Consider the following 25,102-nt stretch of genomic DNA (forward strand, 5'->3'; position numbering starts at 1 on the left):
GTTCAGGCCTCGCCGCGGACGGCCGCCGCGAGGTCGTCGCGCGAGAACAGTTCGCCGGAGAACCGGTCGGGGAAGTACAACGTCGAGAAGCGTTCGAGGTTGAACAGGTGCTGAAGCGGACCCTGGTAGATGGGGCCGCCGCGGAACACGCGACCCTCCTGCACAGCCGTCAGCTCCGAGGCCACGTCGTGATCCTGCATGAACGAGACGACGGTGTCGCGGAACTCCTGTTCGGTCTTCCCCTCGTGGCCGCGCAGGAGGATGGAGTCGGGGTCGACCGAGAGCAACGTCTCGTAGTCGATCTGCCCGCGGTCGTTGGTCGAGAGCCCGGAGACGCCGGTGCCTGAGAGCGCGTCCGTGATCCCGAGGTCGCGGAACTGCTTCTTGTTGGTCCCGCGGTCGGAGAGGCGGTACGGGTAGAACTGTTCGGGCTCGTCGCTCGCGCCGAAGCACAGCAACGCGTTCGGCCGGCTGTCGGCGCTCGGGAGATCCGCACTCACCGTCGCGAGCGCGTCGTCGTGGACCGCCTTCACCGCCTCGTAGCGGTCGGTTCGCTGGAACACCTCCGCGACCTTCTCGAACGCCTCGTACAGCGTGTAGTAGCGATACTCGTGCCACCCGTCGGTCCGGCGGAAGATCGTGTTGCCGACGAACGGCCCGACGTCGTCGACGACGCCGTCCACGTCGGACTGTTCGAGCTTGAAGCCGTTGTTGATCAGCCACTGCGGGTCGATGAGGTGCACGTCGCTGTCGAGTTCGTAGAACAGTTCGCGGTCGATGGCGAACGAGTCGCCCAGCAGTTGGGTGGGCTCCGCGTTCACGGAGACCCCGTCCAACTCGGCGACGTGGTCCGTGTGGAAGCGCGCGGTGTTGCCGACCGCGAGGAGGTCGTCTCCCTTCCCGAGCGCGATACCCATGTCCGCGTATCCCGACTCGTACGCCGAGAACGTCTCCGGCACCGCGTCGAACGTCACGTCGCCGACGGGTTCCATCGAGACGGTGTGGCTGGCGGTCGGCGGCGCCGTCGTCGTCGCATCCGCCTCCGTGGCCGGCGTCGATCCGTCGCCCCCGGCCGACTCAGTTTCTCCCCCGTCGCCGTCGGATCCGGCACAGCCGGCGAGTCCGGTGGCTATCGCGCTCGCGCCCACACCGACGAACGTCCTTCGATCCAGGTCCATACTGTTTCGGCCAGCCTAAACAAATAAAAGCGCGTCGGTTTTTTGGCTGGCCAAAATATATTCGCAGCCACCGGCGCCGACTAAGGGTCCGCGCCGTCCCAGCCCGAACCCTTACCTCTCGTCCGGCGGATCCGGAGACATGGACGAGCTCGTGGTCTCGACGGACGTGTACGTCGCCCCCGAGGAGGCGTACGAGTTCCTCGTGGACCTCCCGCGCTACGAGCGATACAGCGAGTACCTCGACCGCGTGTCGCGGACGCACGGCGACGGCGGTCCCGGGTCGCGCTACGCGCTCCGGTTCGCGTGGTGGAAGCTGACGTACACCGCCCGTTCGGAGGTGACCGACGTGGAACCGCCGACGCGGATCGACTGGCGGATCCTGAAAGACATTCGAGCGCGCGGCTCGTGGCGGATCGAGCCCTTCGACGATCTGCCGGCAGACGCGCCCGACGACGCGACGGTCGGCTGTCGCGTCACCTTCGAAGTCCGTTTCGACGCCGAGAGCGCGGACGCCTCGTCGGTGTCGCTCCCGCCGCTGGTTTCGTTCGACTGGGTACTCGACAAGGTGAGAGGGCTCGTCACCGAGGAGGCCGAGCGGGTCGTCAGGCGTGCGGTCGCCGATCTCGAGGGGCGCGATCGAGAGGTGACGCTCGTCGTTCGCGAGGACACGGACGCGGTGTAGCGGCGGTGGAGGGTCCTCGGTGCCGTCGAAGTGACGACCGCGTCCGCGCCACTGGCGGTGACGCGGGTGGTTCAACTTCGGAACGCTCATTTTGTTCGGTCGAACACGAACGGGCATGACAGGGGTGGCCCCGCCGTGCGAGTCGTGATCATCGGCGCGGGACAGGTGGGAGAGAGCATCGCCGCGGACCTCGACGAGAGCCACGAGGTGGTGATCGTCGAGCGGGACGCCGACCGGTGCGACGAACTGACGTACTCGCTCGACGTGTTGACGATCAACGGCGACGGGACCGCCGTCTCCACGCTGGAGGACGCCGGCATCACGGAGGCGGACATGGTGATCGCCTCCACCGACAACGACGAGACGAACATCGTCGCCTGTTCGACGGCGAAGGCCGTGAGCGACGCGTTCACGATCGCCCGGATCAAGAACACCGAGTACCTGCGCACCTGGGAGCGCTCGCGGACGGCGTTCGGCATCGATTTTATGGTGTGTACGAACCTGCTCACCGCGGAGTCGATCGTCAGAGTGATCGGGCTGCCCGCGGCCCACCAGGTCAATCTCTTCGCGGACGGCGAGGTGCAGATGGCCGAGTTCGACGTGAGCGAGGAGAGCCCGATTGCGGGTCAGACGGTCAGCGAGGCCGATCGGTTCGACTCGCTCACCTTCGCGTCGCTCATCCGCGACGAGGAGGTCGTCATCCCGCGCGGCGAGACGCGGATCACCGCGGGCGATCGGGCGGTCGTGATCGGCTCACCCGGCAGCGTTCGCGGGTTCGCCGCCGACGTGGCCCCGGAAGAGCACGTCGGAACGAGCGAGGAGGTGGTCATCGTCGGCGGGTCCGAGATCGGCTACCACGCCGCGCGTCTGCTCGCCGAGCGTGGGTTCTCTCCCCGGCTCATCGAGCAGGACGAAGAGCGGGCCCGCGAACTCGCAGAGGAGCTCCCCGAGACGGTCGTCATGCAGTCTGACGCCACCGACGTCGACTTCCTCGAGCGCGAGCACGTCGGCGACGCCGACGTCCTCGTTGCCACGTTGGACTCCGACGAGAAGAACCTCCTGTCGTGTCTGCTGGCGAGCCGAATCGGCGTCGAGCGCACGGTCGCGGTCGTCGACCGGACCGTCTACGTCGATCTCTTCGAGACGGTCGGCATCGACGTGGGCGTCAGCCCGCGAGCGGTCGTCGCCGAGGAGATCTCCCGGTTCACGCGAGAGGGCAGCGCCGAGAACGTCGCGTTCATCGAGGACGACCGAGCGGAAGTCTTGGAGGTCGAAGTGAGCGAGGAGTCGATGCTCGCAAACCGCCCCATCAGCGAGTCGATCCACGACTTCCCGCCGTGCCTGGTGATCGGTGCGATCACCCGGGACAGGGATCTCGTCACCCCTCGCGGTGACACGGTGATCAAGCCCGGCGACCACGTCGTCGTCTTTTTCGAGGAGAGCGTCGTCGACGAGGTCACGAGCAAACTCTAAGCCGTCGCGCCCGGTCTCGGCTACTCGATCGTCAGCGTTCGCTCGGGCATTCCGCCCTGGAGCGCGCCGAAGGCCGTCTCGTACCCCTCGTGGCGCGCGATCTGCGGCCACACCGTCGGCGTCAGCGTCAGCTCGTCGCCCGACTCGACGCTCGCGCCCTCCATCGCCGCCCCGTAATGGTACGAGAGATCGGGATCGAGCGTCCGGCTCAGCTCGCCGGTGAACAGCGTCTCACCCCCGCGTTCGTGGGTCGCCTCAAGTCCCATCGCGGGGATCACCATCCGGTTGTACGGGGTTCGCGCCGAAACCGCGAGATACGGGCCGGGAGCGTCGACGCCGACGGGCGACTCCTCCAGCAGCGTCGCCACGAGGACCGCGTCGTTACTGTTCACTTCGCCGAGTCTCTCCCCCGGGAGGTCGTCTACCGGCGGCGCGGTCGCGTCGGGCATCATCTCCATCTCCATGCGATCGACGGCGTCGCGCGCACCGGCGTTCTCGAGGGTCCGGAAGGAAATCTCGTCGCGCCCGGACTGGCTGTACTCGATCTCGACCGGAACGGTTGCGGGATCGCCAAACCGATCGCGGTACGTCCCCGTCCGCCGGGTGCGGACGCCGCCGACGGAGACGTTCACGGTGTAGGTACCGTCGCCCTCGAGGCCGAAGTTCGCGCCGTAGTGGGTCCCCATCGGCTGGGAGAGCATCGGGTAAATGACCTCCTGGGAGACGAGCGACCCGTCCTGTTCGATCTCGACCGACAGGCCGGTTTCCGGGAGTATCTGTCCCGTTTCGGGGTCCCAGACGCTCGCCATCAGGTGCACGTCGTCGTCGGGCTGCACGTCCGTCTGCTCGACGGACTCGCCGTTGACGTTCCAGAAGCGGTGCGCATACGAGTAGAACACCCCGACGCGGTAGTCCCCGCTCTCACCCATGCCGCCCATCTTCATCCCCTCCACGTGGCTCGGGAGGTAGACGCCGTCCGGGCGGTCCTCGACGATCGGCGGCTCGCCGGCGATCCCGTCGCTCGAGCCGAGTTCGAAACCCAGACAGCCGGAGAGCCCCCCGGCGCCGGCGACAGCACCGGTCGCCGCCGCGCTCCGGAGGAACGTCCGTCTGTCCAACTGCGTTCGTCTGCGCATACTCGTGATCGGACCCGGCGACGAAAGGGGGTTCTGGTACACCCGTCGAATCGGTGGTGCGCCCGTCGAACGCCGTCGGCGAGGAGGAGCGCTTACTACTGTCGGGGGACGACTGGGGACGACGGACGCACGGGCCGCGCTGGCCGCGGCCGCGACGACGCTGATCGTCACAGCCGGCGTCGTCGTCGTGACCGCCGGGCCGACTGTCGGTCCGGTCTCCCTCGGCGTCGCTATCGCCGCCGAGGTGTTCGTGATGTACGGCGACGGCCGCGTCGCGGTGCTCGAACCGCCCGGGACGGCCGGCGGCGCCGGGGTCGAAACCGTGTTATGCGCGCCGACCCTCGACTGCGGCGATGAGACGGAGACTCCTCGCTGCCGCGTTCGTGGCGACGCTCGCGATCGCGTCGCTTCCGCAGGGCGTGCTGGCTCATCCGGGCCACCCGACCGCGACCCCGACGGGTCCGCTCGCCGGGGCATCCCCAACCGGGCTCGGGATCGGACTCGCGGGACTGCTCCTCGGGTCCGGGGTGTTGTTGCTCACTCGCGAGGACGTGCTCACCGAGCGCACGCGCAGTGTGGGCGTCGCCGTCGCCGTCGCGCTGACGGTGATCGGCGCGGTCGTGGCGTTCGTTCACTTCTGAACCGGCCCCCCGAGCCGCGCGTCGATCACCCCTCGCTTCCGTCGGGCGTCGGCAGCGCGCGCAGCGACCGCGGCGGAACGAGGAAGTAGCCGCGGTGGCGCAGGAAGATGTACTCGAGGATGCCGTTGTTGACGCGCTGTCGGACGGCCGGCGTCGCCTCCGTCGCGTCGACGCCGTTCATCGACCGCCGGACGGTCTCGAACTGGTCGATCGAGCGCTGAAGCGACGGGAAGTGCAGGCTCGCGATATCGTCGTCAGCCGACTCGAAGTGCCGCCGGAGCAAGAGCGGGTTCCCGTCGGCGTCGCGGTTGTCCCGTGCGGCCTTCTGTGCGTGGCCGACCCGCCCGTACTCCTCAGCGTCGTCGACCACCGTGTCGAGGAACCGGTCGATTCCGGAGTCGTCGCCGAGGTTCGTCCCCACGCCCTCGACGAGGTTCTCCGCGGCGTGGCCCGGGGAGAACATCTCCATCACCTGTTGGTCGAAGTCCTGCTCCCCGTACCAGTCGTCGAGCCGCTGGCGCCAGTTCCCGACTGACTTCGTCGTCCCCTCGGCGAACGGCCCCTCGCCGATGGCAACGGAGTCCTCCGTCGCCTGGTTTCCCCTGAACCCGGCCGCGAAGCCCATGAACAGCGGCGCGTCCTCCGGGATCGGATTCGGGTCCGGCACCCCGGAGAGGCCGTCGGCCTTCTCGTGGGGCATCCCGGGGTCGAAGAAGCCCGTTCGACGGTCGTCGAGCGCGAGCGCGTCGGTCAGGGCCGACGGGACCGAAACGCCGTTAGCCTCCTCGCGCTCGCCGAGGAGCGCTTCCTCGGCGGCTAACAGCGCGTCCGGGCGATCGGACGCGAGGTGGACGAGCACGTCCTGCGTGTCGAACTCGGGCGTCTCGTAGTCCGCAAGTGGACCGGGCTCCGGCAGGGACACGTCTTCGGGGAGGGCGAGCGATCCCTCGAAGCGCGCGAAGTACTGCGGCGAGTACCCGGCCGAGTGGAGCAGTCCCTCGTGACTCCACGCGTACGCCCGGTCGAGCGCGTCGAGCGCGGCCGCGACCGCACCTCGGTCGTCGTCGCTGGGCGGTCCATCCTCCGGAAGCGAGAGGTACAGAAGAGTCTGATGACGCGGGACTAGCCAGTTGCCGGCGTCGTCGGTCCGGATGTGGTCGTTCCAGCCGAACTGGCGATCCGGGTGCGCATCGGCGCCGTCGCCGGCCGGGATCGGCTCCTCGCCGTCGAGCCGGTCGACGCAGGCGGCGAGGCCGGCAGCGCCGCCGACGGCGACGGCCGCCTTGAGCGCGTCACGTCGCGACAGGCCGTCGGTGGCGAGACCGTCTCCCCCGGGCTCGTCCCCCTCGGAAGCGTCCGCGTCGGTCATACCCGTGTTACCGGCGTCGCGGAGAAGGGGGTTGTGGTGCGCGCGTCGAACGGGCGTCGGAGTGACCGCTTCGAGCGGAGCAGTCGGTCACTCGAGCAACGCGTCGACGAGCCGGGTGAACCGATCGAGTAGCCGGTCGGGCAGCGACGGCTCGATCTGCTGCAGCAACGCGGCAGTCGCCTCCGGGTCGGTCAGCGCGAGCGTGACGCGCCCGTGTGCGTCGCGCCGCTTCTCGACGACACCGGCCTCGACGAGGCCGTCGAGGTGCCACTCTAGGGTGCTCCTGGCGACGCCGACCGCGTCGGCGACGGCGTCCGGTCGGGCGGGGGCGTCGAGCAGTTCGACGACGGCGTCGCGGGCGGTCTCGCGTCGGAACAACGCCAGCCGCCGACGGTCGATCGGAGCGACGGTGGGGTCGAAGTAGTGGGTCCGACCCGAGACCTCCTCGCCGACGACGCGGTCCTCGCGGACGAGCCGGCGGAGGTGGTACTGCGCCTGTCCGGGCGCCAGATCGAGCCGGCGGACGAGTTCGTTGAAGTGGATCCCGGGATGCGCGAAGACGTAGTCGGCGACGCGTTCGCGCGTCGGCCGGTCGCCTGCCGGCGTTGCGGGATCGCTCACGAGGCCGCCTCCGTGCGTATCGTCCGCGCGTAGTACACCGCCGCGATGACGAGGCCGGCCATCACCACGTCGAGGAGGTGTTCGCCGAAGTGGTGGGGGCTGACGCCGACGAGGCCGACGGCAGCGGCGCCCGCAAGGCCCGCCCGGGCCGTGAGGGTGCCGAGCGCGAGCGCGACGAGCAGATACGATCGCGACCGTCGCCGGAGGAACGCCGCCAAGCCGAGCCCGAGGAGGACCGCGCCGGCGACGCCGCCGACCGCGACGACGAGCGCGTAGGCGGCACCCTGGAGTCCGGCCGACACGTGGAGCAGGCCGTTCATACCTGTGCGTGACGCCGAGTGGCCTTCACAATTGCGCGCTGCGTACCGACGGGGGCGACGCGCTCGCGCCGGAACGGTAGCTTCAACAGGGACGCGCTCGCCCGCTTCGAGAGTGAACCTCCGCGTGGAGTACCGGGCGAGCCTGAGCCTCGTCGGGACCGTCGTGCGGTACCTCTCGGTCCCCCTGCTCGCTCCGCTGGTCGTTTCGCTGTACTACGGCGAGTCGATAGCGCCGTTCGCCGTGACGATCCTCCTCGCCGTGCTTGCCGGGACGGGGTTGGAGCGGTTGGATCCCGACCCGGATCTCGGCGCCAGAGAGGGCTTTCTCATGGTCGCGATGACCTGGTTCGCAGTCGGGATCGTCGGCTCGGTTCCGTACCTGATCGAGGCCCACGGGATCCCCAGCGTCCTCGCGCCTATGGCCCCGACCTCGACGCTCGCGAACCCGGTGAACGCGCTGTTCGAGGCGATGTCGGGCTTCACGACCACGGGTGCGACCGTCCTCGGCGACATCTCTTTCGACACGCACACCCGCGGGATCATGCTGTGGCGGCAGCTCACGCAGTGGCTCGGTGGCATGGGGATCGTCGTCCTCGCGGTCGCGATCCTCCCCGAGCTCTCCGTCGGCGGCGCGCAGCTGATGGACGCCGAGGCGCCCGGCCCGGGGATCGAGAAGCTGACCCCGCGGATCGCCGAGACGGCGCGCGTACTGTGGGGCGTCTACGCGGGCATCACCGCGCTCGAAGTCGTGCTCCTGTACGGGATGCACGTGGGCGGTCCGGCGGTCGGCATGCCCGGGCTGGCGCCGAACATGACGCTGTATAACGCGATCGCCCACGGCCTGACGACGATGCCGACCGGGGGATTCTCGCCGGAAGCGCGGTCGATCGAAGCGTTTTCCGCCGCCGTGCAGTGGGTGATCATCCCGTTCATGTTCGCCGCCGGGATCAACTTCGCGCTGTTTTGGGGCGTGCTCACCGGCGACCCGCGGCGGATGTTTCAGGACGTCGAGTTCCGCGCGTACGTCGGCGTGCTCGGCGTGCTGACCGCGATTCTCACCGGACTGCTGTTCGGCGGGACGTTCGTCTCCGCGGTTCCAGCCGGGGGATCGACGTTCGACGCCGCGTACCTCACGCAGGTGACGGACGCTATCTCGGGCAACGTCGAGCCTGCCCTTCGCCACGCGCTGTTCCAGGCGCTCGCACTCGTGACGACGACGGGGTACGCGAGCATGGACTTCAACGCCTGGGGGCCGGTAGCACAGTACGTGCTGCTGTTCGCGATGTTCATCGGCGGCTCCGCCGGGTCGACCGGCGGGGGGATCAAGGTCATCCGCTGGGTGGTGATCGCCAAATCGCTTCGGCGCGAACTGTTCACGACCGCCCATCCCGACGCGGTCCGTCCTGTCCGGCTGAACGGCCGGGCGCTCGACGAGCGCGGGGTCCGCGGGATATTTGCGTTCACCCTGCTGTACATCGTGCTGTTCTTCCTGTCCGCGCTGGTGCTGTTCCTCGACAGCCTCCGCGTCGACACGGCGTTCTCCGTGCTCGAGATCATGAGCGCCGCAGCGACGACCCTCGGAAACGTCGGGCCGGGGTTCGGCGTGCTCGGACCGATGGGGAGCTACCTCCCGTTCTCGAACGGCAGCCGCCTGTACATGGTGTTCCTGATGTGGATCGGTCGCCTGGAGATTATCCCGGTGCTGGTTTGTTTCACGCCGGAGTACTGGCGACGATAGCCCGGCGCGATGCCTCGACTGTCCGGGGCGGTGATGTCACCCGTGCGAGGAGCCTCGCCCGACATAGCGGATCCCGACGAGAAGAATAACCGACGTTCCGACGACCGTGAACACGATCCTGCCGGCGCCAAACGAGATCCGGAACCGGAGAACGCCGAGCACGTACGGTATCACGAGAAGGGCTATCACGATCCGCTGGCGTCGTTCGATCGAGTCGAGTCGCTGGCGGAGGGCGTCGTCCACGTCCGAACCGCGAAACTCGGCGGCAAAAACTACTGATGGGAGTTCCCCGGCCGGCCAGCGGCCGCGCTCCTACTCCTCGACGGCGCTGCCGGCGCGGATGACCGTCTCCTCGCCGAAGGCCGGGCCGACGAACTGCATCCCGACCGGCAGTCCCTCGACCTCGCCGGCGGGCACCGAGATCGCGGGGAGGTTCGCGAGGTTCACCGGCACCGTGTTGGCGTCCATGAGGTACAGCGAAAGCGGGTCGTCGAGGCTTTCGCCGCGCTTCGGTGGCAACACGGGCATCGTCGGCGTCGCGAGCACGTCCGCTTCGGCGAGCGCCTCGTCGAAGTCCTGTTTCACCCAGGCGCGGGCGTCCTGGGCCTTCTTGTAGTACTTGTCGTGGTAGCCCGCCGAGAGCGCGTAGGTGCCCAGCAGGACCCGGCGCTTCACCTCGTCGCCGAAGCCCTCCTCGCGGGACCGGGCGAACGACTCGTTCCAGTTGCCCTCGCCGCCGTCGATCCCGTAGCGGACGCCGTCGAACCGTGCGAGGTTGGAGGAGGCCTCCGACATCGCGATGACGTAGTACGCCTGGACCGCGTGCTCGACCGAGGGAAGCGACACCTCGACCGTCTCGGCGCCGCGCGCCTCGAGATCCGCGAGCGCGTCCTCGAACACGTCGACGACGGCGTCGTCGGCGCCCTCGACCAGTTCCGTCGGCACGCCGATCGTCATGCCGTCGACGTCGCCGTCGGCGGCCGCGGCGTACTCGGTCGCGTCGGCCGGATGAACGTCGTCAGGGACGTCCGCGGCGTCGCTGACGGCGGCCGCGCCGCCCTCGGCGGCGTCGTACCGCGTGGTGGCGTCGTGCTCGTCGGGGCCGGCAATCGCATCGAGCAGCGCCGCCGCGTCCTCGACAGTGGTCGCCAGCGGGCCGATCTGCTCGAGCGAGTTGGCGTACGCGACGAGGCCGTATCGCGAGACGAGTCCGTACGTCGGCTTGATGCCGACGACCCCGCAGAAGGCGGCGGGATTGCGCACGGACCCGCCCGTGTCCGACCCGAGCGCGAGGTCCGCTTCGCCGGCGGCGACGGCCGCCGCGGAGCCCCCGGAGGAGCCGCCGGGGACGTGCTCTGGGTCGACGGGGTTCTTCGTGGGTCCGTACGCCGAGGTTTCCGTGGTGCCGCCCATGCCGAACTCGTCCATGTTCGTCTTGCCGACGATCGTCGCGCCCGCCTCGCAGAGCCGCTCGACGACCGTGGCGTCGTACGGCGGAACGTACCCGTCGAGCATCGCGGAGCCGCAGGTGGTGGGGATCCCCGCCGTCGAGATGTTGTCTTTCACCGCGACGGTCTTGCCGGCGAGCGGTCCCTCGTCGTCGCCGGCGACGGTCTCGCGGCTGAGGAAGACGTTGAACTCGTCGCCGTCGTCGGAGCCCGCGGTGTCGTCGGGACGGGCGTCGTCGGCGCTCATGAGACCTTCGGCCCCTTGAAGAAGCCCGCCTCGCTGTCGGGCGCGTTCGCCAGCGCCTCCTCTTGCGTGAGTCCGTCGCGGACCTCGTCGGCCCGCATCACGTTCACCAGATCCGGTTCGTCCTCGACTTCGGGCACCTCGTCGAGCGCCGCGAAGTAGTCGAGCACGTCCGCGAACTGCTCGGCGAACGCCGCCGCCTCCTCGTCGTCGAGGTCGACCCGCGCGAGGTCGGCGACGTGGCGGACCTCGTCGGGGTCGACGACGCCCGCGTCGGCGTCCGATGCGCCGCCATCGTCCGTCGCTGTCATGTACGGGGAGTGCCGCGGACCGCGAGTAAGGGTTTCGATACCCCCGACCGGGCGCGCCTCCACCGCCAGACTCGTCGGTTCCGACCGACCGCCTTCGCCCGTCCGAGCTCACCCGGGGAACGTCGCAGTTCGGAGCCGATGGCGCCGAGACGCAAACCGGCGTCGTAGGGTGCGTTTCGCGACCGGGGACAGCGAAATACCGCCAGCAGATATAAGTTGCTTCCGCCCGTGTAATTGGTACGGCGAAACCCCCATCGGAGCTGTTAGTCTCCGATTTCAACCATCCTAATAATGAGTGAGAACGTCCGAAGCTACACGGACGACCGATCGCGTACTACCACCGTCGATGAGGACGAGGCGACGTCCGAGTCGGAGGGAGAACAACTCGAGTGTCCAGAATGCGGCGGCAAGCTGACGAACGACTCCGAACGCGGCGAGACGGTCTGTCGAGACTGCGGTCTCGTCGTCGAGGAGGACGAGATTGATCACGGGCCGGAGTGGCGCGCGTTCGACTCCAAAGAGAAGGACCAGAAGTCCCGCGTCGGCGCCCCGACGACGAACATGATGCACGACAAGGGGCTGTCGACCAACATCGGCTGGCAGGACAAGGACGCCTACGGCAACCAACTGTCCGGCCGCCAGCGCGAGAAGATGCAGCGCCTGCGCACGTGGAACGAGCGGTTCCGCACGCGCGACTCGAAAGAGCGAAACCTCAAGCAGGCGCTCGGCGAGATCGACCGCATGGCCTCCGCGCTCGGCCTCCCGGACAACGTCCGCGAGACCGCGTCGGTCATCTACCGCCGCGCGCTCGACGAGGACCTCCTGCCGGGGCGCTCCATCGAGGGCGTCGCTACCGCGAGCCTGTACGCCGCCGCGCGGCAGGCCGGCACGCCGCGCTCGCTCGACGAGATCACCAACGTATCACGGGTAGAGAAGGACGAGATCGCCCGCACGTACCGCTACGTCGTCCGCGAGCTGAAGCTGGAGATACAGCCCGCCGACCCCGAGAGCTACGTCCCGCGGTTCGCATCCTCCCTCGAGCTGTCCGACGAGTCCGAGCGCCGCGCTCGCCAGCTCCTCCAGACCGCAAAACAGGAGGGCGTCCACTCGGGCAAGTCGCCGGTGGGCCTCGCCGCGGCCGCCGTCTACGCCGCGTCGCTGCTCACCAACGAGAAGGTGACCCAAAGCGAGGTGAGCGAGGTGGCGAACATCTCGGAGGTCACCATCCGAAACCGGTATCACGAGCTCCTCGAAGCTGAAGAGCACGTACAGCTCGGTTGAGCGACTGACGTGCGTTCCGGGGCCGTCCGTCGCGCTCGGCCCGCTTTCGTAACGCCGAAGCCGTGCACCCGCCAGCGACGCGTATGGAAACGACACGCCACTTCACCGCGACCCTCTACCTCGTCCACGACGGCGCGACCGCCCTTCACCGCCATCCGAAGCTCGGCATTCGTATCCCGCCCGGTGGTCACGTCGACCGTGACGAACTCCCCCACGAAGCGGCGCTCAGGGAGGCGCACGAAGAGACCGGTCTGGAGCCGACACTCGTCGACGATACCGAACCGATCGCGGCGCCGGCAGGCGAAACGCTTCCGGTGCCCCGACACACCATGCTGTACGATATCAACGTCCACGATGACGGCACAGTCGGTCACCAGCACGTCGACTCGATCTACTTCGCGGCCGTCGACAGCCGGGTGATCGACCCCGCCGGCGACGACGAGGTCGGTGCGCAGGCCTGGAACTGGTACACTCCCGGCGATCTCCGCGAGGGCGACGTGGACAGCGACACTGCCGCGATCGGCACTGAGGCGATCGAGACGGTCGCGGACGCGATGGACTGGTAGCGGCGCCCGTCCGACGCGCTCGAGATCCACCTCCAGTCGAGCGTGCAGTCGCAGCCGAGGGTTCAAGTACGGGAACGCGACCACTGTCGCCGTCGAGTAGCCAGCGCCGGTCGGCGCTCAGCGGGAGCGCGACACTGCGTCGACCGCTGTGGCCCGCGAGGCCGTGTCGCCTGTCAGCACCGACCGAGAGCGCAGCGTCTGACCGCTCGACGGCTGGCTACGCCTCATCACCCGTGCGGTACTCCTCGCCGCACAGATCGGCGACGTAGCGCCCGACGTGGTCGTCCATCCGGCGTTTGAACCCGGACTGTCGCGCGAGGCGGTCGAGTTCGCGGGAGACGTACGTGCCGTATTGGACTGCCTTCTTATTCGCCGAGCGGACGTGTTCGGGGACGAGTCCCTCGGCGGCAGCGCGCAGCGCCACCTTCCGCTCGCTGTCGGCGACAAGGAGGTGTCCGGGCAGCGCGAGCGCCGCCGACACGATGCGGTCGTGGAGCAACGGCGCGACCGGTTCGACGCCCGCCGCGCCGAGCGCGAGCACGTCGCGCTCGAGTTGGTCTGGGAGCGTCGCGACCGTCTCGCGGCGGGCGCCGCGGACGGTGCTCGCGTCGACGCGAGGGTCGTCCGCCGGATCGACCACCTTCGCGTAGCCGCCGAACAGTTCGTCCGCGCCCTGGCCGACCGCGAGCCGGGTGTATCCGTCCGCGGCCGCGCGTTCGCCGACGAGATACAGCGGGAGCGCGATAGCGACGTCCATCGGGTTCCGCCTGCCCGTCGCCGCGACGATTTCGGGGACGGCTCGCGTCAGATCGTCGTGGGTCAGTTCGACGACCCGCAGGTCGCGATCCATCGATGCGGCTGCCTCGCGAGCGGCGGCGACGTCGTGTGCACCCTCGAACCCGGCGACGTACAGCGGCGCCTCCGGTACTCCGGCGGCGACGACTCCAGAGTCGACGCCGCCGGAGAACGCGACCGCGAGCCCGTCCGAGTCAACCGACCGAACGCGGTCGCGGACAGCGGCCCCGACTTCCTCGAGCGCCGTCAGATCGTCGACCGGGTCAGGATCGGGAAGCGACCAGACGCGTCGCTCGCCGTCGGCGTCGAGCACGCGGCCGGCGGGGAGCGAGCGCGGGCGCTTCAGGTCTGTTGGCGTCCGGCTCCAGCGGTCGGCGTCGTCGCGGTCGACGAACAGCGGCCGTCGACCGAGGACGTCACGAACTAGAGTCCCGTCGAGAATCCCCGCGAACCCGTTGGTTCCGGGTAGCGGGACTCCGTCGGAAAGCGCCGTGCGGACGATCACGGGATCGGCGCCGTCGACGCGGTCGGTCCCGCCCCTGTCGGAGGTAGTGGCGCTCCCGCCGAGATCTGTCACTCCGGGGCGACGAATGCGGCTCACAGGAGATCGCCGACGCGGCGACCGATGCGGCGCTTGGCGCCGCCGGCGGCCTGTCGAAAGGAGATGTACCACGGGGTCCGCTTGCCGACGACGCTCGTACGCCCATCGCGGACGGCGTCGAGGATTGCGTCGACCGAGCGTTCCTCGGCGCCCACCTCGGTCACCGCTTGGCCCACCATCTCGGCGATGTGTGCGTCGCTCCCGGCAGTCATCGGGAGTCCCCGGTTCACTGCGAACGATTCCGCTTGGCGGTTCGAGCGCCCTGTGAGGAGTCGGGAATTGTACACCTCGATGGCGTCCGCGTTCGCCAACTGATCGTCGGAGATGTGCGGTGCGACGCCGTGGCGCGACTTCTGGAACGGATGCGGGACCACCGCGAGACCGCCCTGCTCGTGGATCCGGTCGAGCGTCTCGTCATAGTCCAGCCCGGCGGGGATCGGGTCATCGATACCGAACGCGAGCACGTGACCGGCAGCGCTCGTGACCTCCATCCCCGGGATCCCGACGAGCCCGTACTCATCGGCCAGTTCGGCAGCCTCCAGGCTCGCGTCGAGTTCGTCGTGGTCGGTGACCGCAAGCGCGTCGAGGCCGACGGCGGCCGCCTGTTCGAGGAGCATGTCGACCGGGTCGCGGCCGTCGTGCGAGAGCGCGGAGTGACTGTGCAGCTCGACCGATAGCACGACAGAACGTACTCGCGGACCGTAGAAAAGGGGCCCGGTCCGATCGGGACCCCCGGTAGATCGGCGACATATGGGCATGTTCGTGCACATGGAAAGCCATTTTGCTGGCCGTGTTGACCGCACATGTGAATGCCCCTCGCCGATGCGGACCGGGAACTGGTGGAGGCGGAACTCGGACGGGAGCCGACCCGAGCCGAGTCCGCGCTGTTCGAGAACCTCTGGAGTGAGCACTGCGCGTACCGGTCGTCACGTCCGCTGTTGAGCGCCTTCGACAGCGAGAGCGACGACGTGGTCATCGGGCCCGGCGACGACGCGGCGGTCGTCGCGCTCGACGAAGACACCTACGCCACGCTGGGGATCGAGAGCCACAACCACCCCTCGTACGTCGACCCGTTCGACGGCGCCGCTACCGGCGTTGGCGGGATCGTCCGCGACACGATGTCGATGGGCGCGTACCCGATCGCGCTGGCGGACTCGCTGTACTTCGGCGGCTTCGACCGTGAGCACTCCAAGTACCTGTTCGAGGGCGTCGTCGAGGGGATCAGCCACTACGGCAACTGCATCGGCGTCCCCACCGTCGCGGGGTCGGTCGCGTTCGACGACGGCTACGAGGGGAACCCCCTCGTCAACGTCGCCTGCGTTGGCCTCACCACCCCAGATCGGCTTGTCACCGCGACCGCCGAGACGCCCGGGAACAAGCTGGTACTCGTCGGCAACGCGACCGGCCGCGACGGCCTCGGCGGCGCCTCCTTCGCCAGCGAGGACCTCGCGGAGGACGCAGAGACGGAGGACCGCCCCGCCGTCCAGGTGGGAGACCCGTACGCCGAGAAGCGTCTGATCGAGTGCAACGAATCGCTGATCGACGAGGGGCTCGTCGTCGCTGCCCGAGACCTGGGTGCGGCCGGGCTCGGGGGAGCCTCATCCGAACTCGTCGCGAAGGGAGAACTCGGCGCCGAGATAGCGCTCGACCGCGTCCACCAGCGCGAGCCGAACATGAACGCCATGGAGATCCTGCTCGCCGAAAGCCAAGAGCGCATGGTGTACGAGGTGCGAACCGAAGACGTCGACCGCGTCGCCGAGCTGGCCGACCGATTCGACCTCGGCTGCTCGACCATCGGCGAGGTGACGGACGGCAACTACGTGTGCACCTTCGACGGCGAACCGGTCGTCGACGCGCCCGCGGGGTACCTCGCCGACGGGGCGCCGATGAACGACCTCGACCGGGAGGAACCCGTACAGCCAGATCGGAACCTGCCGGACCTGGTTGCCGACGACGGGGAAGCGGCGATCGATTCCGAAGCGCTACTCGAGGCGATCGAATCGGTCGTCGGGCACCCCAACACCGCGAGCAAGCGCTGGGTGTACCGGCAGTACGATCACGAGGTCGGCGTCCGAACCTCAGTGCTCCCGGGCGACGACGCCGCGGTCATGGCTATCCGCGAGGCGGAGTCCGACGCTGGTGAGCCGCTGGGACTGGCCCTGTCTTCGGGGTCGGAGCCGCGATGGACGGATGCAGCTCCGTACGACGGTGCCCGCGCCGTCGCGCTGGAGAACGTGACGAACCTCGCGGCGAACGGAGCGACCCCGCTCGCGGCGGTCGACTGTCTCAACGGTGGAAACCCGGAGAAGTCCGACGTGTACGGCGGGTTTGCGGCCGCCGTCGACGGGCTGGCCGAGATGTGTTCTGATCTCTCGGTCCCGGTTGTCGGCGGCAACGTCTCGCTGTACAACGACTCGGTCGCCGGCCCGATTCCGCCGACGCCGACGCTGGCGGTCATCGGGACGAAGGCGGGGTTCTCGGCGCCGCCGGCGGCCTTCTCCGGCGAGGGGACGCTACTCCACGTGGGCGCGCCCGGCGAGGCGCTCGGCGGGTCGGAGCTGCTGGCGCAGATCGGCGGGAGCGACCGCTTCCCAGGGGTTCCGGAGAACGCATCGGCAGTCGTCGAATCCCTCGCTTCGGTGGCCAACGAGGGGGAGACGCTCGCGGTCCACGACGTGAGCCACGGCGGACTCGCTGTCACGCTCGCCGAGATGGTGACGGACGGCGCGGGCGCCGACGTGGCGCTCGACGACGCTCTCGCGCTGTTCGACGAGACGCCCGGACGGGCGGTGATCGAGACGACCGATCCGGAGGCGGTCCGCGAGACGTTCGACGGCGTCGCGCCGGTCGAGCGGATCGGCGAGGCGACGGCCGACGGGACGCTCTCGCTCACCGTCGGTAACGCGGCGCTGTCGTTCGACGCCGCGTCGATCCGCGCTCTCCGCAGGGTCATCGAGCGCGAACTGGAGTGACGGCGCCCCGAGGTGGGGGAGACGGTGGCGGTCGCAGCGGCGCGAGAGTCGATCGACCGCGGTGCCTCTCTGGGTTCATGGAATTGCGTCTCGCTCCGCGTTACCCTTCCGGCTGCGGTGTTCGCGAGGCACTCGGCCGCATTCGAGACGAAGGGGACAGTCACCGTCGCTGTGAACGAATCAGCGAGGCTGTGCCGAGGTGAAAGCCCGATGAGATCGATCGTCGGGACCGAGTCGAGACGCTCCGACCGTTACACCAGAACGAGCGGCAGCCCGAAGGCGACGAGGACGCCGACGATCGCGATGATTGCGCCCGTGATCGCCTGTCCACTCGTCACGTTCTGCATCGGCGAAGTGACGCGCTCGTAGTCGAACTCCTTGTAGTGATCGTGATCGTGGTGGTCGGCCATAGTTCCTATCGGAACGGCGTCGCGCTGCTACTTAATCGGTCGTGGTCCGCGTCGGCTGCGGGCCAATCGGGACCCAGCGACGCCGTCGGCCGTCACCGTTTTGTCGTGGGTTCGACACACGGGGGTATGGTCCTCCCGAATCGCTCGACCCTCCTCACGCGCGTCCAGCGAGCGGCACAGCGAAGCGAGTACGTCGCCGACCTCGTCTGGTGGACGGTGTTCGCGTGCTACGCCGCGACGGTCGCCGCCGTCGGACTCACGGGGGTAGTCGGGGGCGTGTACGGCTACCTCAGGTACGTCCACCCCGTCGTCGTCGAAACGGTCGACCCGACGGCGCAGGCGGTCGCCGGGCTCGCGTACGTGTTCGTGCTGTTCGTGCTGCTTCACTCGCTCGTGAGTCGCATCCGGTCGTGGCTGTACGGCGGGGGAACCACCGCGAGATGGAAGCGGTGAGCCGAGTCGTGTGACCGACGGGGTCCGACCGACGCTGTCGGGGCAACTATGATCACGACGGCCGTCGCGGTCGCGCCCGACGCCGCTCGGGCAGTCCCTGCGCGGACAGGCGAAACGATGAAACCCGGGTCGCGGCTATCGAACGTATGACCCTTACGAAGCGGATCATCCCGTGTATCGACGTCGACCTCGACGACGACGGGAACGCCGCCGTCTACACCGGTGTCAACTTCGAGAACTTAGAGTACTCCGGTGACCCCGTCGAGATGGCGAAAAAGTACAACGAGGCCGGTGCCGACGAGTTCGTGTTCCTCGACATCACCGCCAGCGCGGAGGGCCGCGAGACGATGCTCGACACGGTGTCGGCCGTCGCCGACGAGTGCTTCATCCCCCTGACCGTCGGCGGCGGCATCCGCACGAAGGCCGACATCAAAGAGACGCTCCGGGCGGGAGCGGACAAGGTGTCGATCAACTCCGGCGCGATCGAGAACCCCGAACTGATCACCGAGGGCGCCGACGCCTTCGGCAGCCAGTGCATCGTCATCTCCGTCGACGCGCGGCGCCGCTTCGACGACGAGGGCGACCACTACATCGAGGTCGAACGCGAGGCCGGCGAGACCGAGGAATGCTGGTTCGAGTGCACCGTCAAAGGTGGTCGAGAGGGAACCGGTCTCGACGTGGTGACGTGGGCGAAGGAGGCGGAAGAACGGGGTGCCGGGGAACTGTTCGTCAACTCCATCGACGCGGACGGGACGAAAGACGGCTATGACGTCCCGCTCACGCGGGCCGTCTGCGACGCCGTGTCGACGCCGGTTATCGCCTCCTCCGGCGCGGGCAGCCCCGAGCACATGCGAGAGGTGTTCGTCGATGCGAACGCCGACGCCGCGCTGGCGGCCAGCATCTTCCACTTCGACGAGTACGGGATCGACGAGGTGAAGCGCTACCTCGACGAGCACGACGTTCCCGTCCGGCTCTGAAGCCGTCGATCGACCGCCGTCATGCCATCGCCTCTGACGGCCTGCGCACTTGTGCGTACCAGACACGACCGCTGAACGTTGAACACGCGGGCCAGCGAAGAGTCGGGTATGAGCACCGACGGCGACACCGATCTTGACCCGGAGGCATACGACGAGCGCGTTCGCCAGGACCGCCGCAAGAAAGACGAGTTCTTCGCCGAACACCCGCGATCGCCGGTTCCACAGTCGGACCGAGCGGGGTTTTCCGGCCTGAACTACTTCGATCCGGACCCCGCGTACCGCTTTGCGGCCACGTTGCACGAACACGACGACCCCGAGCGCATCACCGTCGAGACGACGCAGGACGGCGCTCGCGAGTACGACAACGTCGGCGAGTTCCGGATCACGGTCGACGGCGAGGATGTGACGATCCAGGCGTATCGATCCCCGGGCGACGAGCACCGCCTGTGGGTGCCGTTCCGCGACGAGACCAACGGCGAGTGGACCTACCCAGCCGGCCGGTACCTCGATTTGGAGGACCCCGACGACCGGACCGCCGGCGGCGACTGGCTGGTGGACTTCAACGAGGCGTACAACCCCTACTGCGCGTACTCGGAGGCGTACGAATGCCCGCTCGTCCCGATGGAGAACTGGCTCGACGTAGCGATCACGGCGGGCGAGACGCTTCCCGACGAGTGACCGACGAGAGCGAAGAAACGTACCGCGGCGGCTCCCGGATCAGGCCTCGGCGGCCGCGACGTCGTCGAAGGCGACCTCGATTCGGTCATAGAGGGTTTCAAGATCGTCCGAGACGGCCATCGCGGCCTGTTCGAGCGCGTCGAGCGGGTCGAGTCCGTCCTCGGTTTTGATCGAGAGGATCGGCTCGGTCTGTCCGCCTGACTGTTCGGGGTTCATGTCGTACGTCGCGGCGGCGACGCCGTCGGTATTGAGCAGTTGCCCCTTGAGAACGTTCATGAAGGTGTGGTCCTCGCCCGCGATCTCGATGCGGAGTTCCTCGTCCGTCTTGTCGATGACGCGAAGTTCCATTGCCGGAGCGTTCGCCTCAGTCGGGTTTCAAGCTTGTGTTCCGCGGATTCACGCGTCGCCGTCTGCGGACGGAGGCCGGCCGACGCGTCTCGCCGGCGTCCCGGTACGCCCCACTGGCGTCACTCCCCGGTCCACTCGACGACGCGGTCGATGCCGGGGTCGGGAAACAGTGCCGACACGGCCGGATCGGCGTCGACGAGGGTATAGCGCGTCCCGTCGCGTTCGACGACTCCGGCGCCCGCGAGGTGATCGAGGTGAGCGTACGCCTCGCCGGGGCCGTGGAGCACGTGGATGCCGTGGAGATCGCCGAACAACGCGGCGCTCACTTCCCACGGCGTCGACGGGCCGAGGTCTGCGAGCGCGTCGACGACGTTCTCCGTTCGCTCGACGTGGTGCCGGAGGATCGTCGCCGCGCGACCCGCCGGGTCGTCGATGCGGTCGCGGTGACCCGGCCACGCGGTCCCGGGATCGAGGTCGATCAGGTCCAGTAGGCTTCGCACGTACCTGCCCAGCGGATCGTCGACCCGGATGTCTGCCCCGCCCACGTTCGGGGTGTACTTCGGGAGGATCACGTCGCCGACGAACGCCTCGTCGGCCGCGGGATCGTGGAACGCCGAGAGGCCCGCGGCGTGGCCGGGCAGGTGAACGGCCTCCAGCGTCCGCCCACCCACCGCGAACTCGTCGCCGCCGGCGAACGGCGTCACGTCGCACGGCTCGCCGCTGAGGTCGGCGTGGTCCGTGAGGAAGTCGACGAGTTCCGCGCGCGTTTGCTCGGGAATTCCCCACTCGCGGAACTTCTCCTGCTGGAGCCGGCGCTCCTCCTCGACGCTGGCTTCGTCGCCCGCGACGAGCGGCGCGTCCGCCTCGTGGACGTGCACGGTCGCGCCCGACTCCGCCTGAATCGCCCCGGCGAGCCCCGCGTGGTCGGCGTGCCAGTGCGTGAGGAGCACCCGGTCGACGTCCGCGATCTCGTGCCCGAAGTCGGCGAGTCCCGCCGCGAGCTGTTCGCGAACGTCCGGGAGGGCGACGCCGGCATCGACGAGAACCAACTCCTCGCCACGATCACCGTTTGCCGGGCCTTCGAGCACGTAGACGTTGTTGAGTCCCTCGAAGACGGTGTTGGTGAGACGGATCCGCTGCATACGGACCGATGCTCATCGGACGCTAAGAACCCTTCCGACTCAGCCCGCGACGACATCGCAGGGGGAGCGGTCCACTCGCGGTTCGTCGGCACACAAATTTTCATCACGAAGAAGCCCGTGGGGACCCGTGAGTGCCTCTCGTACAGTGTGTCGGCTGTCGTCTCGGACGAGCCTCCCGAGACGCCGTCGTCGACCATCGGTCGGTGAGTCGATGACCCGGCAAGAGAGCCGGCTTGCGCGGGTTATGACCGCCGGAATCGTCGGGATGGCGACGGTCGGGACGCTGTCGGGTCGGCTTCGCGACCGCGTGAACGCGACGATCATCGATGTCCTGTCGTCTGTCGGGGAGTGGGCGTCGGGTGTCGCAGCCAGATACGGCGACAGGGGAGCCACGGATCCGCCTGGAGCAGCGCTCGCGGCCGCCCGCGAGGTCGCAGTCGACGCCGCGGTTGAGGGGCTGATCGTCCTCGACCAGAACGGTGTCGTCATCGACTGCAACTCGGTCGCGGCCGACGTGATAGCCGTCGAGCGAGGGGTCGCCGTTGGACAGTCGATCGCGGAGCTGGACCCGGAGATCGCTGCCCGGATCGACGGATCGAACGACGAGTTGGCTGACGACCTGACCGACGTACGCGGAGAGCCGCGAGATCACGGCAGCGCGCGCCGACAGCCGTACGTCACGCGGATGACCGACGAGGGAAAGCGTCACTACGAGGTCCGCGTCACACCGTTCGAACGGCCCGATCTCGAGGGGCGAGTCATCGCGCTGCAGGACGCCACCAATCGCCGCCGACTGCGCCGACGAGTGGGGGTGTTGAATCGGCTCCTCCGACACGATCTCCGCAACGAGATGAACGTCGTGTTGGGCTACACCGAGCTGCTCGAAGAACGACGTGCGGATCGAACCGAGGCCGAAACGGGTGACGACGACCGGCAGGTTGCGACCGCGCTCGACCGGATCACCGGCGCCGCTGAGACGATGCTTGACCGCGCGGAGACGGTCCGCCACGTCGAGGCGACCCTCGACGCTGACGAGCCGACAAAGACGCACTTCGACGTCGCACGGTTGGTGCGTGCGCAGGTGGACGGACTGGCCATGGAGTACCCCGCCGTTGACCCACAGATCACTGTCGACGCCCCCGAGTCCGCGTGGATTACCGCGACGGGGCTGATCGACACCGTGTTCACGAATCTCCTCGAGAACGCGATCGAACACAGCCACCGCGAGCGCCCGACGATCGAGATCACGGTGGTCAACTCCGGCGCGTTCGTCGCCGTGACCGTCGCCGACGACGGGCCGGGGATCCCCATGCAAGAGCTGGAGACGTTCGAGACCGAAACCGAGACGGCCGTCACGCACTCGTCGGGGCTGGGCCTGTGGCTCGTCGTGTGGATCACCGAGTCGTCAGGCGGACGCGTCTCGTTCGACGTGGACGAGACGGGAACGGCCGTCACCGTGGAGTTCCCGGCGGCGGACCCGCCGGGAGACTGAATTCTGTCGGGACCGCGGCGGACGAACGGCCGTCTGTGACCGAAGACGTCGCGGCGGATTCCGTCGCGTGACCCGACCGGTGCCGGTGACCCCGCTTACCGAACGAGGTACGGGTCTGACCCCGCGATGAACCGCCCGAGGTCCGACTCGCGGCGGTAGTCCGTGGCGCGAAGTGTCGCGAGTCCGTCGACCAGCCGGTCCGCATCCGACGCGGCGACGCCGGCGCCGTCGGTCGCCCCGACGGTCTCGTCGTCGGCGCGTGCCTCTTCGGCGTCCCGGTTCGTGGGCTTCGTCACCGCGGCGTCCGAGCCCTCAGTCCACTCGGCGGGGGATTTGATCGGGAGGACGAGCCAGCCGGAGCCGCGGATCTCGCGGCCGTGGAGGTCGTCCATTCGGATCGGGGTCTTGTTCGCTTGAGCCGTGTACTGTTCTATCACGTGTCGAGTCGCCCGCTCGCCGACCGGAAGGAGCACGTGGGCCGCGATGGCGCGAACCTCCGCGTCGAAGAACCGCTCCATATCGTCGTACGACGCCGCGGTCGGCGCGCAGTCGGGGCCGAGCCGGTCGCCGGTCGCCTCGCACATGTGGAGATACGAGAGGTACGTCGAGTCGACGACAGGCTCGTCGCCGGCGGTCTCGAGCAGCCCCGCGCGGACCAGCGCGTCGAGCAAGCGCTCGCCGGCGGCCGACCCGGTGAACGGAACCCCCGTTTCGAGGCCGCCGTGGACGCCCGGGTGGTCGCCGATGACGTGGAAGTCGGCGTTCGCGTCGCCGTATCCGGGGACGAACCGATCGCACTCGGGAGACAGTCCGAACGGGTTCGACACGCGATCGGTGACGTTCTTCACGACACGTGGTAGGACGCGAGCGGGGCAAACCGGTTTCGGTCCCGGTCAGGACGACGGGGACGACCGCAAGAACAGGGACGACGAGGCCGAGGCGGCGACCGGGTACTACAGTTCGACGCCCGACGGGATCAGACTCTCGCGGCGGAGCAGGTTGCCCTCGGCGTCGTACACGAGGAAGGTCTCCTTCTCGTAGGCGACGACCGGATCGCCGTCGACGTCGATCTCGACCCGGTACCGGCCGTCGCCGTCGCTGGCGCGGCCGTACTCGCGGGCCGCGCGGATGAAACGGAGCACGTCGTCCGCGGACTCGTTGAGTTCGAGGACGAAATCCCCAGTGTGGCGGTTCGTCACCCCGACGACGCCTGTCGCCTCGGGGTCCCGCTCGTGATCGGACTGGAGCCGAAATGCCACGTCGGTCTCCTTGGCGTCCAGCAGCTCGCCGTCACCCTTGGTGAGGCGCTCGCGGAGGAGGTCCGCTGGGCCGTGGAAGTCGATAGATACGTGCGGCTTCGCGGGATCCGCGTCGGTCTCGACCCAGTCGACGTGGTCCACAGTTAACTCGAAGTAGTCGCGCCTCATTCCGTACACGGCTGTAGGGAATCAGCGTGTAAGTACGTAACGCCCCCCAACCCCGGTCGGTCTGTCTGTCTGTCGTGGGAGGGATCGAGTGAGGTCACTCGGAGGCGGGGGCCGCGCTGGTCGGTCTGGTCGGTCCGGTTAGCCGGTCAGTCAATGCTGTCGACCCGTCGGTCCAATCGATTTATTTCACCGCGCCGTGCTCCGGGGAACATGGTCTGGGTCCGATCTGAGTACGCAGGGGAACTCGCCGTGTTGTCCACGTGGGTCGCGGCGCTGCTTCCGTGGAACCTATTCTACGGCGCCGTCGCCGGTGGAACGGTACTGTTCGTCCGGTTCCCGCTGTTTCAGATACGCTACGCGTTCGGTGTCCCGCTCGTCCGCGCGACGAGCGTCTCCTCTCCCGTTTCGGCGTACCTACTACAGTCTGGAACCTCCGTCCAGATCGCGTACGGCGCTTGGCTCGTCGGCGCGTGCGTGTTTCTCGTCGCCCTCGGCGTCTCGGTGTACTACTACCGCGAGGAGGAACGCGCCGAGTCGTGGCGCGTCGACCCCGTAGACGTGCTAGGCGGACTGCTCGTCGCCTCGGCGACGCTGTTTCTCGTCGCGTCGGTGCTGTTTCCCGAGCGCTTCTTCGGGATCGGCTTCGGCGTCGGCGGCGGGCTCCCCGGTGTGTCGATCCCGGTCGGGGCCGCGCTCCAGTTCGTACTCGGAGGCGTACTCCTGAGGGCCGAGCAGGTGAGGTGAATGGGGACGGTGCGCCGTGCGTTGCGCGGCCGTGACGACGGGGTCGTTCCCGCGT

Annotated in this window: 27 protein-coding genes; 12 read left to right on the forward strand and 15 right to left on the reverse strand. The window is 68.5% G+C overall.

Features of this window, described 5'->3' with window-relative positions; all coding sequences use genetic code 11:
- Window positions 1-2: 2 nt before the first annotated feature.
- On the reverse strand, window positions 3-1,178 hold the full coding sequence (locus P0Y41_RS01210; protein ID WP_284062197.1) for an ABC transporter substrate-binding protein: 1,176 nt from the start codon (window positions 1,176-1,178) through the stop codon (window positions 3-5).
- 139 nt (window positions 1,179-1,317) lie between these two features.
- On the opposite strand from P0Y41_RS01210, the gene P0Y41_RS01215 reads away from it, so the two are divergent.
- Window positions 1,318-1,860 carry an SRPBCC family protein gene (locus P0Y41_RS01215; RefSeq protein WP_284062198.1) on the forward strand — a complete coding sequence of 181 codons (543 nt, stop codon included), beginning with the start codon at window positions 1,318-1,320 and terminating at the stop codon, window positions 1,858-1,860.
- 135 nt (window positions 1,861-1,995) lie between these two features.
- Window positions 1,996-3,333 carry a Trk system potassium transporter TrkA gene (gene trkA, locus P0Y41_RS01220; protein ID WP_284062199.1) on the forward strand — a complete coding sequence of 446 codons (1,338 nt, stop codon included), beginning with the start codon at window positions 1,996-1,998 and terminating at the stop codon, window positions 3,331-3,333.
- Between the two features lie 20 nt (window positions 3,334-3,353).
- Here trkA and P0Y41_RS01225 read toward each other — a convergent pair whose 3' ends face one another.
- A complete protein-coding gene (locus P0Y41_RS01225) occupies window positions 3,354-4,469 on the reverse strand; it encodes an iron transporter (protein WP_284062200.1) in 1,116 nt (371 codons plus the stop codon).
- 353 nt (window positions 4,470-4,822) lie between these two features.
- Here P0Y41_RS01225 and P0Y41_RS01230 point away from each other — a divergent pair, with 353 nt between their 5' ends.
- Window positions 4,823-5,110: a hypothetical protein gene (locus P0Y41_RS01230; protein ID WP_284062201.1), complete on the forward strand. Its 288-nt coding sequence runs from the start codon at window positions 4,823-4,825 to the stop codon at window positions 5,108-5,110.
- A 25-nt stretch (window positions 5,111-5,135) separates the two neighbouring features.
- Here the strand turns inward: P0Y41_RS01230 and P0Y41_RS01235 are convergent, their stop codons facing one another.
- The 3 genes from P0Y41_RS01235 to P0Y41_RS01245 form a co-directional block, all read right to left on the reverse strand.
- Window positions 5,136-6,479, reverse strand: coding sequence for a DUF7405 family protein (locus P0Y41_RS01235; protein ID WP_284062202.1), 1,344 nt, complete (start codon window positions 6,477-6,479; stop codon window positions 5,136-5,138).
- A gap of 87 nt (window positions 6,480-6,566) precedes the next feature.
- Window positions 6,567-7,100, reverse strand: coding sequence for a winged helix-turn-helix transcriptional regulator (locus P0Y41_RS01240; protein ID WP_284062203.1), 534 nt, complete (start codon window positions 7,098-7,100; stop codon window positions 6,567-6,569).
- Window positions 7,097-7,420, reverse strand: a complete 324-nt coding sequence (locus tag P0Y41_RS01245; protein WP_284062204.1) for a DUF7471 family protein — start codon at window positions 7,418-7,420, stop codon at window positions 7,097-7,099. Before P0Y41_RS01245 ends, P0Y41_RS01240 begins: the two co-directional genes overlap by 4 nt.
- Window positions 7,421-7,532: 112 nt before the next feature.
- Here P0Y41_RS01245 and P0Y41_RS01250 point away from each other — a divergent pair, with 112 nt between their 5' ends.
- Complete coding sequence (locus P0Y41_RS01250; protein ID WP_284062205.1) at window positions 7,533-9,158, forward strand: TrkH family potassium uptake protein; 1,626 nt, start codon at window positions 7,533-7,535, stop codon at window positions 9,156-9,158.
- A gap of 36 nt (window positions 9,159-9,194) precedes the next feature.
- Here P0Y41_RS01250 and P0Y41_RS01255 read toward each other — a convergent pair whose 3' ends face one another.
- From P0Y41_RS01255 to gatC, 3 genes are all read right to left on the reverse strand, one after another.
- Window positions 9,195-9,401 carry a hypothetical protein gene (locus P0Y41_RS01255; protein ID WP_284062206.1) on the reverse strand — a complete coding sequence of 69 codons (207 nt, stop codon included), beginning with the start codon at window positions 9,399-9,401 and terminating at the stop codon, window positions 9,195-9,197.
- A gap of 69 nt (window positions 9,402-9,470) precedes the next feature.
- The gene (gatA, locus tag P0Y41_RS01260; RefSeq protein ID WP_284062207.1) at window positions 9,471-10,853 is read right to left on the reverse strand and encodes an Asp-tRNA(Asn)/Glu-tRNA(Gln) amidotransferase subunit GatA; all 1,383 of its coding nucleotides are present in this window, start codon (window positions 10,851-10,853) and stop codon (window positions 9,471-9,473) included.
- Window positions 10,850-11,161 carry an Asp-tRNA(Asn)/Glu-tRNA(Gln) amidotransferase subunit GatC gene (gatC, locus tag P0Y41_RS01265; RefSeq protein ID WP_284062208.1) on the reverse strand — a complete coding sequence of 104 codons (312 nt, stop codon included), beginning with the start codon at window positions 11,159-11,161 and terminating at the stop codon, window positions 10,850-10,852. Before gatC ends, gatA begins: the two co-directional genes overlap by 4 nt.
- Window positions 11,162-11,452: 291 nt before the next feature.
- Here gatC and P0Y41_RS01270 point away from each other — a divergent pair, with 291 nt between their 5' ends.
- The gene (locus P0Y41_RS01270; RefSeq protein WP_284062209.1) at window positions 11,453-12,442 is read left to right on the forward strand and encodes a transcription initiation factor IIB; all 990 of its coding nucleotides are present in this window, start codon (window positions 11,453-11,455) and stop codon (window positions 12,440-12,442) included.
- An 83-nt stretch (window positions 12,443-12,525) separates the two neighbouring features.
- Window positions 12,526-13,008 (forward strand): NUDIX hydrolase, encoded by a 483-nt coding sequence (locus P0Y41_RS01275; RefSeq protein WP_284062210.1) that lies wholly within the window; start codon window positions 12,526-12,528, stop codon window positions 13,006-13,008.
- Window positions 13,009-13,225: 217 nt separating this feature from the next.
- On the opposite strand, the gene P0Y41_RS01280 is transcribed toward P0Y41_RS01275, so the two are convergent.
- Entirely contained in the window at window positions 13,226-14,380 is a 1,155-nt protein-coding gene (locus P0Y41_RS01280) for an asparagine synthase C-terminal domain-containing protein (protein ID WP_284062211.1), read from the reverse strand.
- Window positions 14,381-14,400: 20 nt separating this feature from the next.
- Window positions 14,401-15,084: a PHP domain-containing protein gene (locus P0Y41_RS01285; protein ID WP_284062212.1), complete on the reverse strand. Its 684-nt coding sequence runs from the start codon at window positions 15,082-15,084 to the stop codon at window positions 14,401-14,403.
- A gap of 129 nt (window positions 15,085-15,213) precedes the next feature.
- On the opposite strand from P0Y41_RS01285, the gene purL reads away from it, so the two are divergent.
- On the forward strand, window positions 15,214-17,376 hold the full coding sequence (purL, locus tag P0Y41_RS01290) for a phosphoribosylformylglycinamidine synthase subunit PurL (RefSeq protein WP_284062213.1): 2,163 nt from the start codon (window positions 15,214-15,216) through the stop codon (window positions 17,374-17,376).
- A 251-nt stretch (window positions 17,377-17,627) separates the two neighbouring features.
- On the opposite strand, the gene P0Y41_RS01295 is transcribed toward purL, so the two are convergent.
- Window positions 17,628-17,786 (reverse strand): DUF7550 family protein, encoded by a 159-nt coding sequence (locus P0Y41_RS01295; protein WP_284062214.1) that lies wholly within the window; start codon window positions 17,784-17,786, stop codon window positions 17,628-17,630.
- Between the two features lie 126 nt (window positions 17,787-17,912).
- On the opposite strand from P0Y41_RS01295, the gene P0Y41_RS01300 reads away from it, so the two are divergent.
- The 3 genes from P0Y41_RS01300 (at window position 17,913) to P0Y41_RS01310 (ending at window position 19,894) form a co-directional block, all read left to right on the forward strand.
- Window positions 17,913-18,239 (forward strand): hypothetical protein, encoded by a 327-nt coding sequence (locus P0Y41_RS01300; RefSeq protein WP_284062215.1) that lies wholly within the window; start codon window positions 17,913-17,915, stop codon window positions 18,237-18,239.
- Between the two features lie 146 nt (window positions 18,240-18,385).
- Entirely contained in the window at window positions 18,386-19,216 is an 831-nt protein-coding gene (gene hisF, locus P0Y41_RS01305) for an imidazole glycerol phosphate synthase subunit HisF (RefSeq protein ID WP_284062216.1), read from the forward strand.
- A 108-nt stretch (window positions 19,217-19,324) separates the two neighbouring features.
- Window positions 19,325-19,894 (forward strand): DUF1684 domain-containing protein, encoded by a 570-nt coding sequence (locus P0Y41_RS01310; RefSeq protein ID WP_284062217.1) that lies wholly within the window; start codon window positions 19,325-19,327, stop codon window positions 19,892-19,894.
- Window positions 19,895-19,933: 39 nt separating this feature from the next.
- Here the strand turns inward: P0Y41_RS01310 and P0Y41_RS01315 are convergent, their stop codons facing one another.
- Window positions 19,934-20,242, reverse strand: a complete 309-nt coding sequence (locus P0Y41_RS01315) for a DNA-directed RNA polymerase subunit L (RefSeq protein WP_284062218.1) — start codon at window positions 20,240-20,242, stop codon at window positions 19,934-19,936.
- 119 nt (window positions 20,243-20,361) lie between these two features.
- Window positions 20,362-21,384: an MBL fold metallo-hydrolase gene (locus P0Y41_RS01320; protein ID WP_284062219.1), complete on the reverse strand. Its 1,023-nt coding sequence runs from the start codon at window positions 21,382-21,384 to the stop codon at window positions 20,362-20,364.
- 244 nt (window positions 21,385-21,628) lie between these two features.
- Here P0Y41_RS01320 and P0Y41_RS01325 point away from each other — a divergent pair, with 244 nt between their 5' ends.
- A complete protein-coding gene (locus P0Y41_RS01325) occupies window positions 21,629-22,876 on the forward strand; it encodes a sensor histidine kinase (protein WP_284062220.1) in 1,248 nt (415 codons plus the stop codon).
- 95 nt (window positions 22,877-22,971) lie between these two features.
- Here the strand turns inward: P0Y41_RS01325 and P0Y41_RS01330 are convergent, their stop codons facing one another.
- The gene (locus tag P0Y41_RS01330) at window positions 22,972-23,724 is read right to left on the reverse strand and encodes a uracil-DNA glycosylase family protein (RefSeq protein WP_284062221.1); all 753 of its coding nucleotides are present in this window, start codon (window positions 23,722-23,724) and stop codon (window positions 22,972-22,974) included.
- 105 nt (window positions 23,725-23,829) lie between these two features.
- Window positions 23,830-24,303, reverse strand: a complete 474-nt coding sequence (locus P0Y41_RS01335; RefSeq protein ID WP_284062222.1) for a DUF5793 family protein — start codon at window positions 24,301-24,303, stop codon at window positions 23,830-23,832.
- Between the two features lie 210 nt (window positions 24,304-24,513).
- On the opposite strand from P0Y41_RS01335, the gene P0Y41_RS01340 reads away from it, so the two are divergent.
- Entirely contained in the window at window positions 24,514-25,047 is a 534-nt protein-coding gene (locus tag P0Y41_RS01340; protein ID WP_284062223.1) for a DUF7549 family protein, read from the forward strand.
- Window positions 25,048-25,102: the final 55 nt, after the last annotated feature.

The organism is Halobaculum halobium (assembly GCF_030127145.1).
Taxonomy (GTDB): domain Archaea; phylum Halobacteriota; class Halobacteria; order Halobacteriales; family Haloferacaceae; genus Halobaculum; species Halobaculum halobium.